Origin of the sequence: Pedobacter sp. Leaf170 (genome assembly GCF_920984665.1) — a bacterium.
In the GTDB taxonomy this organism is placed as follows: Bacteria; Bacteroidota; Bacteroidia; order Sphingobacteriales; family Sphingobacteriaceae; genus Pedobacter.
Genome location: NZ_CAKLBP010000004.1, coordinates 71,080 through 87,422, shown reverse-complemented (window position 1 = coordinate 87,422; position 16,343 = coordinate 71,080). Strand labels below are relative to the sequence as shown.

Here is a 16,343-nt window from a genome sequence, read left to right as displayed (position 1 = left end):
GTTTAGTTTTTTATGGAGTGAATACTTACAAAAGGCTGTAGCTTAAATAAATTTGTGAAAATTTCTTTTTCCTCATTTTCTGCAAACTGCGATATAAGTAAATGTTCTCCAAAAGTTTGGTGTAAAACTAAAGGTTTTGAAAAAAAGTTTAGTGCAATTTTATGCTTATTAATGTCATTTATATCCGAATTTATAATTTCAAACCTAAAGTTTTCAAAAACTAAAAAGCGTCTGCCTAAATTGTCTAATACATCTGGTATAATACCATTTAGCTGCTGAATATAACCTACAATTGCGCCGCCAACCAAGAAATGAAGCTTTTTGGCTTCGGGCACATTTATCAAAAGCTCAGAAAAAGTAGGGTATATATTTCCCTGATTATAAAATTGAGCTTGCATTTTAAATTCTGCAAAACTATCCTCATGTACAAACTTATCCCAAGGGTTAATATTTGTTACATCAATTATTTTCCGATAACACAGGGTAATTATTTTTTCTGACATCATTTGTGCATAAAAAAACGTTGAGAAGTTAATCTCAACGCTGCATAAAAATAAACAAACAATTATAAGTTATGCTCTTACATTTAATTTAAATGCTAAATCGAAACCGGTAGCTATTGTACCGGTAACAGTAGCAATTTGTACACCGGTCTTGTCATCACTAAAAACATTATCAGCATTATTGTAGGTATAACCGCTTAAACCTTTATTGTAACCATTAACTAAAGCAACTGATGTTCCTGCACCTTCGGGAAAGGCAATTTGTGTTACGTTTAAAGAAATGCCTGCCGCGTTATAAACATGAACGTGAATATGAGTTGCACGGCCGTTATACCATCCTGGGAAGATACTTGTAAAGGTTACCAAGCCATTTGCATCGGTAATTTGCCTTCCACGTAGAAAATGAACGGCTTGGTAATTTGTGCTTTGCATGCCTGTTCCTCCGTATTCAGAATAATTTCCCTCTGCATCACAATGCCAAATATCTACAATTGCTCCGGCTAATGCGGCACAACTATTATTTAGATTGCCAATGTTAATTTTGGCGGTCATTTTGTAACCATTTCGTCCGTCTGTAATGTCGCTTCTAACGTAAGATGCCGGAACTTTTGTTGGGAATGGACCTTCAGTTTCCGTAGGTGCAACTGTGCAGGTGCCATTTGTGCTGGTCGTTGTACCAGCGCTACCAGAACCTGACGCTGCATTAGTACCATCGCTTGAGCTTGTTTTTTTACAAGCTTCGATTATTGCAGGCGTTGAGATTGCTCCAACCATTAAACTCCTGATAAAATTTTTCCTTTCCATATATTGTTCGGTTTATTAACTTACTGGTTAGCGCTTCTTTAGACATGTAATGCTTGTAACAAATATATATATGAAAGAATGTTTTTCGTTGTTAAAATAAGTTAAATAGAAGATTCGCAGGATTTTACTGTTCTAGGTTGTTTTCATCACAATGACTATCCAAGATGAGTTAATAAATAGAGGTATAGTTTTTGCGAAGATGAAATTTCATTTTATAAAAGAATAAAAGTAGCTTTGCCGCTAAATAATGAAGCACCTCGTTACCATATCCCTTGTATTTTTTAGCTTAACGCATTTGGCCAAAGCCGAGCGTGTTGAAGGGCTCAGGATATTAAACGAATATTGCACTGAACACATTATTGTTATAAATGCCGCAGGTAAGGCATCTGTTCAGCTCAACGAAGACCGCAATCCATATTTGCTTTCTTACAGTAGCTTAGCTTTAATTGGAACTCAAGCGCCATTAAAAGCTGCAAAATATATTACTGTAAATCAAATAGTTTCTGATTTATCCATTAGGAAAAAACCTAAGAATAATAGTCCGTAGTATCTTCCTCGAAGCAGATCTTAATTTAAGATCTTTCATCATTTTATGCAGCTAACAGCCAAAATGACTTAATGCAAGTTGTGGCTTAGTTGTTGTAACACACCATTTTTTAAATAAATACCAATAAAACATAATGTTAGGATTTTTAGCGAAGGTTTTCGGAAGTAAATCGGAAAGAGATATAAAAGGCATACAGCCATTAGTTGTAAAAATAAATGAAGAATATGCAAAATTATCTTCTTTAAGCAATGATGAGCTACGTGCTAAAACAATAGAATTTAAAGGCAGAATTTCTTCTTTTTTAGAAGAGATTGATAGCAGAATTTCGGCGCTTAAAGCTGAAGCAGAGCAAGAAGATTTAGAGCTTCATCAAAAAACAGCTTTGTATGAGCAGGTTGATGCGTTAGGTAAAGACCGCGATACCGAATTAGAAAAGGTATTGCTGGAAATTTTACCAGAAGCTTTTGCTGTAGTGAAAGAAACTTCTCGTAGGTTAAGTGAAAACGATTATTTAGAGGTTACCGCAACGCAGTTTGATAGAGATTACGCAGCACGCAAGAACAATGTAAAAATTGTGGGCGATAAAGCACAATGGGCAAATCGCTGGGATGCTGCAGGTACTGAAGTTGTATGGAACATGGTTCATTACGATGTACAGTTAATTGGCGGTATTGTATTGCACAGCGGTAAGATTGCCGAGATGGCTACTGGTGAGGGTAAAACCTTAGTAAGTACGCTTCCTGCTTATTTAAATGCTTTGGCAGGCGAAGGCGTGCATGTTGTAACGGTAAATGATTATCTTGCTCGTAGGGATAGTGAATGGAACGGACCTTTATTCGAATTCCACGGCATTAGTGTTGATTGTATTGATAAACATGAGCCAAATTCTGAAGAAAGAAGAAAGGCTTATGCGGCTGGAATTACTTACGGAACAAATAATGAGTTTGGTTTCGATTACCTGCGTGACAATATGTCGCAAACACCAGATCAGCTGGTTCAGCGCAAACCTCACTTTGCAATGGTTGATGAGGTCGATTCAGTTTTAATTGATGATGCCCGTACACCATTAATCATTTCCGGACCTATTCCGCATGGCGATCAGCATGAATTTTACGAGTTAAAACCTAGAATAGAAAGATTGGTAAATGCTCAAAAGGCTTATGTTACGCAATCATTAAATGAGGCTAAAAAATTAATCAACGCAGGTAATAGTGGTACAGAAGAAGGCGAAGGTGGTTTAGCTTTATTACGTGCTTACCGTGGTTTGCCTAAAAACAAAGCTTTAATTAAATTTTTAAGCGAAAGCGGCGTTCGTGGTTTACTATTAAAAACGGAAAACTATTACATGGCAGACCAATCGAAGAATATGCCTAAGGTAGATTCTGAATTGTTCTTCTATATCGATGAAAAAAATAATCAGGTTGAGTTAACGGAGAAAGGTATCGAATTGATTACCCAATCAGGTGAGGATCCTCATTTCTTTGTATTGCCTGATGTAGGTACTGAAATTGCTGAGCTGGAAAAATCTGATTTACCATTGGATGAAAAAGTAGCAACGAAAGATGCTTTAATGCGTGATTATTCTGTTAAGGCAGAACGTATCCACTCGGTAAATCAATTATTAAAAGCTTATACTTTATTCGAAATTGATGTTGAATACATCATCGACGAAGGAAAAATTAAAATTGTTGATGAGCAAACCGGCCGTATTATGGATGGTCGCCGTTACTCTGATGGTTTACACCAGGCAATAGAAGCTAAAGAAAATGTTAAAGTTGAAGATGCTACGCAAACTTATGCTACCGTAACCTTACAAAACTATTTCCGTATGTACCACAAGCTTTGCGGTATGACGGGTACAGCAACTACTGAAGCAGGTGAGTTCTGGTCTATCTACAAATTAGATGTAGTAGAAATTCCTACTAACAGAAATATTTCTAGAAGAGATGAGCAAGATTATGTTTACCGCACAGTTCGCGAAAAATATAATGCAGTAGCTGATGAAATTGTAAAACTAACAGAAGCCGGCAGACCAGTATTGGTTGGTACAACTTCGGTTGAAATTTCTGAGTTGTTAAGTCGAATGCTTAAGCTTCGTGGCATTAAGCATAATGTATTAAATGCTAAGATGCACCAAAGAGAGGCTGATATTGTGGCGGAAGCCGGTCAGGCCGGAACGGTTACCATTGCAACCAACATGGCTGGTCGTGGTACGGATATTAAGCTTGGGCCAGGCGTTAAAGAAGCCGGTGGTTTAGCAATTGTAGGTACCGAGCGTCACGAATCTCGTCGTGTAGATAGACAGTTACGCGGTCGTGCAGGTCGTCAGGGTGACCCAGGTTCATCTCAATTCTTTGTTTCATTAGAAGATAACTTAATGCGTTTATTTGGTTCAGAAAGAATCTCAAGCATTATGGTTCGTATGGGCATTGAAGATGGAGAAGTTATTCAGCATTCGATGATTACCAAATCAATTGAGCGTGCACAGAAAAAAGTAGAAGAAAATAACTTTGGTATTCGTAAGCGTTTGTTAGAGTATGATGATGTGATGAACTCACAACGTACGGTAATTTATGCAAAACGTAAAAATGCATTATTTGGTGAGCGTTTAGATGTTGACATGAATAACATGGTTTACGATGTTGCTGAAGATATTGTAACCGAATACAAAGAAGAATCAAACTACGAGGGTTTTAAATTAGAAGTAATTAAAAACTTCTCTGTTGATACTTCAATTACTGAAAAGGAATTTTCATCAACAAATATCGCAACCTTAACCGAGAAATTATTCGAGGAAGCGGAAGCTTTCTACTCCCGTAAATCAGATGCAATAATTGAGCAATCAATGCCGGTATTAAAACAGGTTTTTGAAGAACGTGGAGAGCACATTGAGCAAATTGTAGTGCCTTTTACTGATGGTATCCGTGGTATTCAGGTTGCTGTAGATTTGAAAAAGGCAATTGATAATAAGGGAAAAGAAGTTGTTCGTTCATTCGAAAAAACAATTGTGCTAGCCCTAATTGATGATAGCTGGAAAGAGCACTTACGCGAAATGGATGATTTAAAGCAATCTGTTCAGAACGCGGTTTACGAACAAAAAGATCCATTAGTGATTTATAAAATGGAAGCTTTTAACTTATTTAAAAACATGCTTAATGCAGTTAATAAAGAGGTTGTAAGTTTCTTATATAAAGGTGGTATCCCGGTTCAGCAAGAGCCAGATCAGGTTAGAGAAGCACCAGCTCCGGTAAAGCAGCCTAAATTGCAAACCACAAAACAAGAGTTTGGTGCAGAGCAACCAGGTTTAGAGTTAGGCGATACGCGTGAGCCAATTCAACAACAGCCAATCCGTAAAGAAGCAGCAATCGGGCGTAACGAGCCATGCCCTTGCGGTAGCGGTAAGAAATACAAAAACTGCCACGGCGCAAATTTGTAATCAAATTTCACCTTTAGATAATATAGCCGAGTTTAAATAAACTCGGCTTTTGTGTTTTAAATTAATCCGAAATAATTTTAGTATTTTTAATCTATGGAAACATTAACAATAGAAATTCCAGATGATAAAAGTATTCTAATTCGTCAGGTACTCGAAGAATTTGGTGCGAAGGTAATTAGCAGTGATACACAAAATAAAACCGTTAATTTATCCCCACAGCAAGAACAAGAAATCAACTCATCCCAAAAGCAAATAAAAGAAGGTTTATTTACAGAGCATTCTGAGATTGATGATGAAGTTGAAAAATGGCTAAAAAAATAATATGGTCGCATAAAGCGAGAATTAAACTTTTCACTATTCTTGAATTTTATGCCGATCGGAATGGAAATAAAAACTATTCGGCTAAATTATACAAGCGATTTAATAAAGAAATTAAACTTTTGATTCGAAATCCTTTTTTAGGTATTCAATCTTCTGTTGAGAATGTTCGAGGTTTGATTGTATTGGATTATATTATTTTTTACGAGTGTGATGAAGACAGTATAATAATCCACACGCTTTGGCCCACCAGTGAAAATCCTGATAGCTTAAGTATTTAGATATAAGCATTTGCACAACCCATAAAGAATGCCGAATTTTGCAGAAAGTTCGGCATTCTTGTTTTAAAACATTTTTAGCGCCAGCGATGTCATAACAACATGAAAATATTTTATACAATAAGCTTCATCCTATTTATTTACAGTACATCTTTTGCTCAAAAAGGGGAGGTAATCGTTAATAAAGACCCGCTGATTGATAGCTTAATTGCAAAACGAATAGAGGTTTACAGAACTGGCAGTGATGCCGCCGTTAAAATAAATAAACCAATAGTTTCGGCTTATGGATATCGGGTTCAGGTTTTTTATGGCTCTGATAGGAGAGAAATGTTTAATCAGCAATCTCGCTTTAAAAACAGTTATCCAAAAATCAATACCTACATTATTTACAAAGAGCCAAATTATTATTTGCGGGTTGGCGATTTCAGAACGAAGTTAGAAGCACAACGATTAATGAGTGAGCTTCGCCCAACTTTCCCTACTCTATTTATTTTCAGGGAAAAAATTAATGCACCAACTCTAGATACCACTACTGATGATCAAAGATAAAATCAAAAACTTAGCAGATATCATTTTCAATGATGTTGTAGGTTATCGTCGCCACATACACGCAAATCCTGAATTATCATTTAAAGAATTCGAAACATCATTATATGTAAAAGATAAGCTTAGTAAATGGGGCATTGAATTTACAAGTTGTGCCAACACCGGTGTGGTGGGTTTAATTAAGGGCAATTTACCATCTGATAAAATTATTGCTTTACGTGGAGATATGGATGCATTGCCCATCCATGAGGACAACGACAAACCTTACCGTTCTAAAAATCATGGAGTTATGCATGCCTGCGGACATGATGTGCATACATCTTCACTTTTAGGCACAGCGTATATTCTAAATCAGTTAAAAGATGAGTTTGGCGGTACTATAAAATTAATTTTTCAGCCTGCTGAAGAACTATTACCGGGTGGTGCAAGTATTATGATTAAAGAGGGCGTATTGGAAAATCCAAAACCTCAATACATAGTTGGGCAACATGTAATGCCTTTAATCGAATCTGGTAAAGTAGGTTTTCGCTCGGGAATATATATGGCTTCTACAGATGAGCTGTATGTTACAGTTACCGGAAAGGGTGGCCATGGTGCACAACCACATCAAAATATAGATCCGGTTTTAATTGCATCTCATATTATTATTGCTTTGCAACAAATTGTGAGTAGAAATGCAGATCCACGTTTGCCATCTGTGTTGTCTTTTGGTAAAGTGACTGCAAATGGCGCAACCAATATCATCCCTAATGAAGTTAAAATAGAGGGTACTTTTAGAACTTTAGATGAAGACTGGCGTGCCGAAGCCCATAAAAGAATGAAAAAAATGGCTGAAGGTATTGCCGAAAGCATGGGTGGTAGTTGTGATTTTGATATCCACAAAGGTTATCCGTTTCTTATTAATGAAGAAAAATTAACGGCTAATGCAAGAGGTTTTGCCGAAGATTTTTTAGGAAAGGAAAACGTTATTGATTTAGATATCTGGATGGCTGCTGAAGATTTTTCTTTTTATTCTCAGGTAACTGATGCATGTTTCTACCGCTTAGGAACTGGAAATACAGCTAAAGATACCACACATTCTGTACATACACCAAAATTTGATATTGATGAAGATGCCTTGAAAATATCAACAGGTTTAATGGCTTACATCGCTGTTAAGCAACTTGGAAACTAGCGATTGCTGTACGATGTGATTTATGGATGATGGAAGGTGGATAGAATATCTAATTTTCCGCTCACATCTTACATCATCCGTTATCCTCCACCCATTCTCCATCATTCACCCATAAACGGGCATCATTTTTGACAATTCACCACCACATGAAAAAAATAATTTTATCAATATCCTTTTTAACGCTTTTTACATCACAGGTTTACAGTCAGGTTATTGATAGGTTTAATCCGGATACCGTAAAAACAATTATGCTCGATTCTGGAGCAGTAAACATTAAAGCCGAGCGATTAAATATTGAAACTTTTATCAATGCAATTGTTAACGATACTAGTTTTTATCAGTCGTTTAGAGATATGAAACGTTATAGTTTTATTGCAGAAAACCGCATTTATAGTTATGATAAAAACAATAAGGTTGATGGAAAGATTTATCGGAAGATAAAACATAATAATAACGGCCCTTACCGCATGGAATATCTGGTAAAGGAGGATGAAGGCAAAATGTATAAAAAGAACGGGAAGTATCAGTTATATACTGTAGAGATGTTTGATTACATTTTTATGAACGCTTACAATACCGATTTCGTTCCAAACGCACCAGCTAGTGATCGAAAAGGCGGTACAAACGAAAGTTATAAAAGCAAACTTAAAACGTTAATATTTAATCCTGGTCGACCGGTAAAAGTGCCGTTTATAGGCAGTAAAACTGAAATTTTTAGTGCAAATATGCGTCAGTATTATGATTATGGCTTTACAAGCGGAACCTATCTTGATTCCATTCCGGTTTACCGTTTTAAGGTTTCTGTTAAACCTGATTTAAGCAGCTGGACAAAAGACGGCATCATGATAAAAGAGCTGGTTACGATTTTCGATAAACGTAATTTCAATATTTTAGGTCGATATGTTGATATGAAATATAGTAACATGCTTTTCGATTTTGATGTGCAAATGAATATTGAAATGGGTTATTTCGGCGAAGATAAACTCCCTACAAAAATCACCTATCAAGGCAATTGGGATTATCCATTAAAAAAGGAAGAACGAGCAAGTTTTTTGATTCTACACAAAGATTACAGATTAGAAAAAAAATAAGGCAGTTCTTAATCTAGCTTATTACAGCTAACAATTTGTCAACCTAAGCTTGTTGAAACTCTTTAAGGTTTCTGCAAGTTCAGCTCGTCAGTGTTTAATTGTCAAATATTAATCTTTCTTAGATACTTGATCTACACATAAACCAATAATAATACTTTGGTATATCGACATTCAATTTATAAATTTACGTTACAATCTAATTCCAAGAAAATAAAAATACCGCGATGAGAACCACACTAAAAATTACCCTGTTTTTTTCTTTATGCCTAATTATTCTAACATCTATGACATTTAAGCCAAAGAGAATCGTGTTTTTTGGTGATTCTATAACACAGCAAGGTGTATCTAAGAATGGATATGTAACCTTAATTAAAAAAGCTTTGGATTCTACCAAATACACCGTAATGGGTGCGGGTATTGGTGGCAATAAGGTTTATGATTTGTATTTGCGTTTAGAGGATGATGTTTTAAGCAAAAAGCCTGATTTGGTTGTAATTTACGTGGGTATTAATGATGTTTGGCACAAGCAATCTTCTCACACCGGAACCGATTATGATAAATTTTTAAAGTTTTATCAAGCGCTGATTAATAAAATTCAAGCTGCAGGAAGTAAGGTTGTAGTGGTTACACCTTCAGTTGTTGGCGAGAAAAAAGATGGTACAAATGAATTAGATGCAGATTTAAATAAATATGCAGAAGGTATCAGGCAATTAGCCGCGAAGAACAATCTGCCAGTTTGTGATTTAAGAAAAATCTTTGCTGAATACGAAGCTGAAAATAACCCCGAAGATAAAGAAAAAGGCATTTTAACAGGTGATAGAGTTCATTTGAACGAAACCGGGAATAAATTAGTTGCTGACCAATTGCTGCCTTTGGTAAAATAAGTGATAAGTTATAGGTTGTAAGTTGTAAGTCTGTGAGCCTACAAACCTATTGTAAAATTTAAACCTCTAAAATAGTTTTGAACTTATAGGTTTCCAATTCAAAAAACTACCCCAACATATTAAAAATTTTAAGTAATACGTTTAAGTAGGTACACCTATAACGTATCACTTAAAACTTACAACCTAAATGATAAACCGCGAAACGATAGATAAGATAATGGATACCGCCCGTATTGAGGAGGTAGTTGGGGATTTCGTACACTTAAAAAAACGCGGAACAAGTTTAATTGGTAATTGTCCCTTTCATGGAGAGAAAACACCATCTTTCCATGTTTCGGTTACGAAGGGAATTTATAAGTGCTTTGGTTGCGGTAAGGGTGGCGATTCGGTTCGCTTCATTATGGATCATGAGAAATATTCATATCCCGAAGCGCTTAAGTTTTTAGCCAATAAATACAATATTGAGGTTGAGGAAACAGAACTTACTCCTCAAGATACAGAAGCCCAAAACGCAAAGGAAAGCCTTTATGTAGTTTCGCAATTTGCGACGGCTTTTTTTGTTAAACAACTTTGGGAAACTCAGGAAGGTAAAACCATTGGTTTAAGTTATTTTAAAGAACGCGGCTTTAGAGAAGATATCTTAAAGAAATTTGAAGTCGGTTACTCGCCTGATGTTTGGGACGCTATGACACAGAGTGCCGTAAACGCAGGTCATAAACTCGAATTTTTGGAGCAAACCGGTTTATCAATTAAAAACGATAATGGAAAAATTTACGATAGGTTTAGAGGCCGTGTAATGTTTCCAATTCATAATTTTACAGGTAGAGTAATTGGTTTTGGTGGCAGAACCCTAAAAACGGATAAGAACGTTCCGAAATATGTAAACTCGCCTGAAAGTGAAATTTACCATAAATCGAACGTGCTTTATGGTTTATTCCATGCTAAAAAAGCCATTCGTGATTTAGATAACTGTTATTTAGCCGAAGGCTATGCCGATGTACTTTCTGTTCATCAGGCAGGCGTAGAAAACGTAGTTGCATCTTCTGGTACTTCTTTAACTGTAGAACAGATTAAATTAATTGGTCGGTTTACGCAAAATGTAACCATTCTTTTTGATGGCGATGCTGCGGGTATAAAAGCCTCTCTTCGAGGTTTGGATATGATTTTGGAAGAAGGATTAAACGTTAAAATCGTTTCCTTTCCTGATGGTCATGACCCCGATTCGTACATGCACCATGTAGGTGCAGGTGCTTTTAAAACTTACATCGAAGATAACCGTAAAGATTTTATTCTATATAAGGCCAACGTTTTATTAAAAGAAGCCGGAACCGACCCAATTAAAAGGGCAGGTATTATACGAGATATAGTAGAAAGTATTGCAAAGATTCCTGATCCCATTAAAGCTTCCGTTTTTATTAGAGAAAGCAGCAGCTTATTACAAATTGAGGAAAGCATTTTACTTTCTGAATTGAATAAAATGCGCTCTAACAAAAGCAAAAAAGCTTTTGAAAGTAACCAACGGTCTAATCAAAACAACTATAATTCTGGTGCGCCAGAACCGCTTGGACCGCCTGATGATTTATGGGATGATAATGGCCCATCTGCTACAACTCAAGTTGCCGAAACCGATGAAAATCAGGAAAAGGAAATTATACGCTTGTTACTCGCATACGGACATGAGTTTGTAAACTGGGATAATATTGATGATATGTACATTGGTTCTTTCATCATGCAAAACTTAGCCGATGTAGAGTTTGAAAATTCGGTTTGCAAGCAAATTGTTGAATTTTATAAAGTGGAGTTAGATAACGGAAGACTTCCAACGGCAAATCATTTTATTAAGCATGAGGAGCGAATCATTGCTGATTTAGCTATAGACTTGTCAACCTCGCCTTATGCGTTAAGCGAAAATTGGTTAAACAAGCATCTTATTTATGTTAAAGATGAATCCATGAATTTAAAAGCTACCATCTTAGGCGGAATATTTCACCTAAAAAAGCGTAAAGTTGATAGAATTTTAACTTCATTGTTAAAAGAAATTAAGGATGAATCAGATGGCGATAATCAAATGATTTTAATGCAGCGTTATGGTGTAATTAAAAATGTTGAGCGAGAAATTTCCAAGTTTTTAGGTTCTGTTATTGTTAAGTAGCTACAAATATTTAACTATTCAAAATTCAATCACTCAATAATTAAACATGGCAACGCATAACGATTTAGGTCGAAAAGGTGAACAAATTGCCAAAACTTATCTTGAAGATAATGATTACGAAATTTTGGACGAGAACTGGGTTCATGGCAAAACCGAGATAGATTTAATCGCTTACAAAAACCAAATAATGGTATTTGTTGAGGTTAAAAGCAGAACATCGCTGGCCTTTGGTCAGCCAGAAGATTTTGTAGAAAAAAGAAAACAAAAACAAATGGAGTTAGGTTCATTGGCTTACATAGAAATTATGAATCATCAAAACGATATTCGCTTTGACATCATTGCCATTACCTTTAAAAAAGATAATACATTTACACTAAACCACATTGAAGATGCTTTTTGGCCTGAAGATTAACAAAATCAAAACCTTATTTTTTATCGCGGTTGCAATCAGTTTTGCAAGCTCTTGCAAAGAAGAAAGTTCTACCTATCGTAGTTTTATTTCGCCACTTACCGGCTTAAATGTAAAATCTGGAAACGAGATTGATGTAAAAGTCCTTTTCGGAAAGGAGAAAGCCGTAGATTCTGTAGTTTATTTAATTGATACGATAAAATCAGTTTCTAAAACTGATACTTCGGCAATAAAACTTAAAACTGAGGGATTAAAGCTCGGCAACCACATCATCACTGCAAAAATTTATAATGGTAGCGAATCTGAAGATTTAACTACAAATATCAATATCCTTTCGGCTAAAGCACCAGACTTATATACCTATCAGGTTGTCGCGAAATTCCCACATGATACTAGTGCATACGTAGAGGGACTAGAATATCATGATGGCAATTTTTATGAAGGAACTGGCGAAAAAGGCAACTCATATCTAAAGAAAGTTGATGTTAAAAGTGGTAAAACGCTTCAGCAGGTTAAGTTAGATACCGCATATTTTGGCGAAGGCATTACGGTTATCGATAATAAAATATTGCAAATAACATGGAATGAAAAAACGGCCTTTGAATATGATAAAAATACCTTTAAACTAATAAAGCAGTTTCCTTTTTCTGTAGGGCAAGCAGGATGGGGTTTAACTTTCGACGGCGTGAAAATTTTAAATTCTGATGGAACAAACACCATCTATTTTCTTGATAAAAACACTTACAGGCAAATTGGGTCTATTGATGTTTACGATGATAAAGGTGCTATTTCACAGTTAAATGAACTCGAAGTTATCGAAGGTAAAATTTACGCGAATGTTTACCTAACAAATGATATTGTTATTATAAACCCTAATACTGGTGCCGTAGAAGGTAAAATTGATTTGACAGGTTTATTCTCCACATCATATTTCAAAACTGATAATGAAAGGATGAATAACGTTTTAAACGGAATCGCATACGATAAGGCTACTAAAAGGTTGTTCGTTGCCGGCAAGAAATGGCCTTATATCTTCGAGATTAAAATTAGCAAAAAGTAATTTTAATAAAAGCACCTAATGGGATTCCGTCATTTTGTATGGCTATTTTCCAACGAGTTTAAAAGACCTCTCCACTACTGCCGAGGTGATGGCTTAGTTAAATGTCTAATAGGGCATCGTCATTTCGAGCGTAGTCGAGAAATCTTTGAATCTAATTATAAAATGTTGTATTGCAGAGCTTTTAGTAAATTTAAAAAATGCACTGTAATAACCAAATTGTGGTTTGTACAATTTCTGTAGTCTTCTAATCTTTTTTCGGCTCTGCTAAAACACCCTGAAAATTTATAGATTGTTTATTATTGCTAAAAACGACAAGGTTTCCATAACCATTTTGAGAAACCGTTAAAGTGAGCTGGTAGTTTTCCTGTTTCACATCATTTGTTCTGATGTTTACGGTGTACGAGCCCTTTTTGTTTTTAGTAAGTTTATAATTAAAATCTTTCGATTTAAATTTAATTCCGCCCTCCGAAGGATTATAAGGAGCATTAAATGCTCTGCCATAAAAAGGTAGATAAGCAACAACACTATCTTTAGTTACCCTTAAATCGTACTGCGAGCCAATTAAATTAATGGTTCCGCCACCCATAGCTCCAGGTAAACTTCTTAACACCTGGTTTACATCATTGCTTGCCAATGGTAAAGCCGTTTGTGCGTTAAAAGTATAATTTTGCTCTTTAATAATTTTGGCAGTGGTTTCTTTGTCGGTTTGAGCAATTGCCTGCATAAATGTAGCGGCAAAAATAACAGTCAATAATATTTTTATCTTTTTCATTTGTGTTTATGTTTTATACAAATTATAGATGCTAGTAGTGTGCATTTTCCATAATTACTTAAATGAAATTTAGGTAGATGACTATTAAATATAACCAATTTCGAGCCAAAAAACACAAAAAAAGAGGCTGTACCATAAATTCAATTTGTCATCCTGAGCTTGTCGAAGGAGTTGCTGAAACACCATTTTCGGCGTTTCGACAAGCTCAACATGACAAGGTTAGAAGAGATTTGATTTATGTTACAGCCTCTAAGAGTTGTAAAATAATGCTTTAGTTAAAATCAGCTGCTTGTAAAGCTGGATTTACTTTAATCTCTTTAATGGAGATGTTAAATTCTTGTCCGCCTCTTGCAGTTTGCACACTTTGCATCATGGTATGAGGATACAAAACATCACCAACTTTTTTATAGTCTGCGTATTCTGTACTTTGCGTAATCTCGTTGCCATCTTTGCTTGTAGTGCTTTCTTCTTTCAAAAGTAAACCAGATGTTGTATCATAATATTCTGTTTTCTTTTTACCAGCAGCAGAAGTAACAATTAGCTTGTAAGCATCGGCTTTGCCAACTTTTGCCGTGCCTGCTGCCTCTAATTTACTTCCATCAGTTCCATAATAAAGTTGATTGAAAATTCCTTTATCTGCTTTGGCTTCAGCAATTTCTTCAGTGGTCATTTCTGCTTTTTTACCCATTTGCATTTGGTAGCCGCTTGTGCCGTTAAAGGTTTGTTTCATTGCAGTTTGGCCCATCATCGAGATTTCCATGCTGCTCATGTTGGGATTCATCTTTTTAAATGAAACAGCAAGTTTATTGCCTTGCATATCCATTTCGCCGCTTTGCTGTAGCGATGTTACTTTCTTTAATGCAGCTTCGCCGCCAATGGCTTTAATGTAACTGCCAATAATATCCTGTGCAGATTTTACTGGTGCCGTAGCTGCACTTGATGTTGCCGTAACCGGTGCGGCATAGTTATCAAAGGTTTTGACATTGAAACCAGCCTTTGTTAAGCCAGGAACAAAAACATCGGTTTTACCAACAATAATTATACGTGTATTATCATGATTAAAATACTTTTTAGAAACTCGTAAAATATCATCAGTAGTTACTGCATTTATTTTTTGTAAATAAGTACGGTAAAAATCTTTCGGTAAACCATTTATTAAGATGCTACTTGCAAAGCCAGCCGTACGTGCCGGGTTTTCTAAACCTAGCGCAAACGAACCATTGTATAAATTTTTAGCGTTTTGAAGTTCTTCAGCACTTACTTTAGTTGTACGGATGTTATTAATTTCTCTTAAAAATTCTACAACTGCACTATCTACTTTTTCGTTTCTAACGGCAGCATTTGCAGAGAATTTAGATTGAAATCTACCCGAACCTGTTCCAGAATAAGCGCCATAAGTAAAACCATGTTTTTCTCGAAGGTTCATAAATAATCTCGATTCAGAACCGCCACCTAATATTTGATTTGCCAATAAAACAGCAAAATAATCAGGACTGCTTAAAGGCAAATCGACTAAGTTAGCAACAGTAATTTCTGATTGTACCGCATTGCTTACATTCACTACATCTACTTCTGTTTTTGCAGGGTTACTAACTTTCGCAACGGTTGGTAATGTTAAGGCCGTACCTTTCCAATCGCCGAATGCTTTTTCTGCAAGCGCTTTAGCCGCCTCAGGCTTAATATCGCCAACAAAAGTTAAATAACCTCTTGATGGTGTGATGTATTTGGTATAAACCGATTTAACATCATCTAGCGTTAATCCATTGATTGATTTTTCAGTGGTAAATTCACCGCTTGGATGATTAATACCATAAGAAAGTGCATTTACAACTCTTGTAGAAATTGCTTTTGCACTTTTTTCGTTTGATTTTAATCCTGTTAAGGTTTGAGATTTTAATTTTTCGAATGAAGCAGCGGGAAATACCGGTTTACGTAAACTTTCGGCCATTAGCATAAATGCCTGGTCGAAATAGCGTGTTAAAGCCGAAACCGAGCCGCCAGATGCACTTGCAGAAACATCTGCACCTAATTGGTCAACAGCTTCGTCAAACTGAGCCTTTGTTTTTGTAATTGTGCCCTCATTTAACATACTTCCCATTAAACTAACAACACCTGCTTTAGCGCCTTCAGTAATCGGACCAGCATCAATGCTGTAACTTGCCGTAACTTTTGGTAGTTTATGGTTTTCTACAACCAGTACGGTAATGCCGTTTGCTAATTTGTAAATAACAGGGTCGCCAATGGTAATAACTGGTGCCGGACCAGGTTTTGGTTTTTGGCTACGATCTATTGTTTGTGCTGAGATACCTTGAGCCAATAAGGAAACTGCAGCTATTATGAATAATTTTTTCATGTCTTAAATAATGTAA

The 16,343-nt window shown here is 35.9% G+C and carries 15 protein-coding genes; 11 read left to right on the top strand and 4 right to left on the bottom strand.

The window, feature by feature from the left end:
* Positions 1-2: 2 nt before the first annotated feature.
* Together LUA90_RS11115 and LUA90_RS11110 are read right to left on the bottom strand one after the other, a co-directional pair.
* A complete protein-coding gene (locus LUA90_RS11115) occupies positions 3-506 on the bottom strand; it encodes a hypothetical protein (RefSeq protein ID WP_231460348.1) in 504 nt (167 codons plus the stop codon).
* Positions 507-572: 66 nt separating this feature from the next.
* Positions 573-1,307, bottom strand: coding sequence for an intradiol ring-cleavage dioxygenase (locus LUA90_RS11110; RefSeq protein WP_231460347.1), 735 nt, complete (start codon positions 1,305-1,307; stop codon positions 573-575).
* Between the two features lie 247 nt (positions 1,308-1,554).
* Here LUA90_RS11110 and LUA90_RS11105 point away from each other — a divergent pair, with 247 nt between their 5' ends.
* The 11 genes from LUA90_RS11105 (at position 1,555) to LUA90_RS11055 (ending at position 13,202) form a co-directional block, all read left to right on the top strand.
* On the top strand, positions 1,555-1,854 hold the full coding sequence (locus LUA90_RS11105) for a hypothetical protein (protein ID WP_231460346.1): 300 nt from the start codon (positions 1,555-1,557) through the stop codon (positions 1,852-1,854).
* 133 nt (positions 1,855-1,987) lie between these two features.
* On the top strand, positions 1,988-5,290 hold the full coding sequence (secA, locus tag LUA90_RS11100; protein ID WP_231490996.1) for a preprotein translocase subunit SecA: 3,303 nt from the start codon (positions 1,988-1,990) through the stop codon (positions 5,288-5,290).
* A 93-nt stretch (positions 5,291-5,383) separates the two neighbouring features.
* The gene (locus LUA90_RS11095) at positions 5,384-5,611 is read left to right on the top strand and encodes a hypothetical protein (protein WP_231460344.1); all 228 of its coding nucleotides are present in this window, start codon (positions 5,384-5,386) and stop codon (positions 5,609-5,611) included.
* A complete protein-coding gene (locus LUA90_RS11090) occupies positions 5,596-5,889 on the top strand; it encodes a type II toxin-antitoxin system RelE/ParE family toxin (RefSeq protein ID WP_231460343.1) in 294 nt (97 codons plus the stop codon). Before LUA90_RS11095 ends, LUA90_RS11090 begins: the two co-directional genes overlap by 16 nt.
* A 99-nt stretch (positions 5,890-5,988) precedes the next feature.
* Positions 5,989-6,435: an SPOR domain-containing protein gene (locus LUA90_RS11085; RefSeq protein WP_231460342.1), complete on the top strand. Its 447-nt coding sequence runs from the start codon at positions 5,989-5,991 to the stop codon at positions 6,433-6,435.
* Positions 6,422-7,606: a M20 family metallopeptidase gene (locus tag LUA90_RS11080; protein ID WP_231460341.1), complete on the top strand. Its 1,185-nt coding sequence runs from the start codon at positions 6,422-6,424 to the stop codon at positions 7,604-7,606. Before LUA90_RS11085 ends, LUA90_RS11080 begins: the two co-directional genes overlap by 14 nt.
* Before the next feature lie 146 nt (positions 7,607-7,752).
* Positions 7,753-8,697, top strand: a complete 945-nt coding sequence (locus tag LUA90_RS11075) for a hypothetical protein (protein WP_231460340.1) — start codon at positions 7,753-7,755, stop codon at positions 8,695-8,697.
* 284 nt (positions 8,698-8,981) lie between these two features.
* Entirely contained in the window at positions 8,982-9,581 is a 600-nt protein-coding gene (locus LUA90_RS11070; RefSeq protein ID WP_231460339.1) for a GDSL-type esterase/lipase family protein, read from the top strand.
* A gap of 187 nt (positions 9,582-9,768) precedes the next feature.
* A complete protein-coding gene (gene dnaG, locus LUA90_RS11065; protein WP_231460338.1) occupies positions 9,769-11,733 on the top strand; it encodes a DNA primase in 1,965 nt (654 codons plus the stop codon).
* A gap of 46 nt (positions 11,734-11,779) precedes the next feature.
* A complete protein-coding gene (locus tag LUA90_RS11060; RefSeq protein WP_231460337.1) occupies positions 11,780-12,145 on the top strand; it encodes a YraN family protein in 366 nt (121 codons plus the stop codon).
* Positions 12,123-13,202 carry a glutaminyl-peptide cyclotransferase gene (locus LUA90_RS11055; RefSeq protein WP_231460336.1) on the top strand — a complete coding sequence of 360 codons (1,080 nt, stop codon included), beginning with the start codon at positions 12,123-12,125 and terminating at the stop codon, positions 13,200-13,202. Before LUA90_RS11060 ends, LUA90_RS11055 begins: the two co-directional genes overlap by 23 nt.
* A 244-nt stretch (positions 13,203-13,446) precedes the next feature.
* Here the strand turns inward: LUA90_RS11055 and LUA90_RS11050 are convergent, their stop codons facing one another.
* Together LUA90_RS11050 and LUA90_RS11045 are read right to left on the bottom strand one after the other, a co-directional pair.
* Positions 13,447-13,974, bottom strand: coding sequence for a DUF4251 domain-containing protein (locus LUA90_RS11050; RefSeq protein ID WP_231490995.1), 528 nt, complete (start codon positions 13,972-13,974; stop codon positions 13,447-13,449).
* Positions 13,975-14,245: 271 nt separating this feature from the next.
* Complete coding sequence (locus LUA90_RS11045) at positions 14,246-16,327, bottom strand: pitrilysin family protein (protein WP_231460334.1); 2,082 nt, start codon at positions 16,325-16,327, stop codon at positions 14,246-14,248.
* Positions 16,328-16,343: the final 16 nt, after the last annotated feature.

Bases quoted from the DNA above. Each gene is read 5' to 3' on its own strand.
- LUA90_RS11115 (WP_231460348.1), bottom strand. From the start codon at position 506: ATGATGTCAGAAAAAATAATTACCCTGTGTTATCGGAAAATAATTGAT.
- LUA90_RS11110 (WP_231460347.1), bottom strand. From the start codon at position 1,307: ATGGAAAGGAAAAATTTTATCAGGAGTTTAATGGTTGGAGCAATCTCA.
- LUA90_RS11105 (WP_231460346.1), top strand. From the start codon at position 1,555: ATGAAGCACCTCGTTACCATATCCCTTGTATTTTTTAGCTTAACGCAT.
- secA (WP_231490996.1), top strand. From the start codon at position 1,988: ATGTTAGGATTTTTAGCGAAGGTTTTCGGAAGTAAATCGGAAAGAGAT.
- LUA90_RS11095 (WP_231460344.1), top strand. From the start codon at position 5,384: ATGGAAACATTAACAATAGAAATTCCAGATGATAAAAGTATTCTAATT.
- LUA90_RS11090 (WP_231460343.1), top strand. From the start codon at position 5,596: ATGGCTAAAAAAATAATATGGTCGCATAAAGCGAGAATTAAACTTTTC.
- LUA90_RS11085 (WP_231460342.1), top strand. From the start codon at position 5,989: ATGAAAATATTTTATACAATAAGCTTCATCCTATTTATTTACAGTACA.
- LUA90_RS11080 (WP_231460341.1), top strand. From the start codon at position 6,422: ATGATCAAAGATAAAATCAAAAACTTAGCAGATATCATTTTCAATGAT.
- LUA90_RS11075 (WP_231460340.1), top strand. From the start codon at position 7,753: ATGAAAAAAATAATTTTATCAATATCCTTTTTAACGCTTTTTACATCA.
- LUA90_RS11070 (WP_231460339.1), top strand. From the start codon at position 8,982: ATGACATTTAAGCCAAAGAGAATCGTGTTTTTTGGTGATTCTATAACA.
- dnaG (WP_231460338.1), top strand. From the start codon at position 9,769: ATGATAAACCGCGAAACGATAGATAAGATAATGGATACCGCCCGTATT.
- LUA90_RS11060 (WP_231460337.1), top strand. From the start codon at position 11,780: ATGGCAACGCATAACGATTTAGGTCGAAAAGGTGAACAAATTGCCAAA.
- LUA90_RS11055 (WP_231460336.1), top strand. From the start codon at position 12,123: ATGCTTTTTGGCCTGAAGATTAACAAAATCAAAACCTTATTTTTTATC.
- LUA90_RS11050 (WP_231490995.1), bottom strand. From the start codon at position 13,974: ATGAAAAAGATAAAAATATTATTGACTGTTATTTTTGCCGCTACATTT.
- LUA90_RS11045 (WP_231460334.1), bottom strand. From the start codon at position 16,327: ATGAAAAAATTATTCATAATAGCTGCAGTTTCCTTATTGGCTCAAGGT.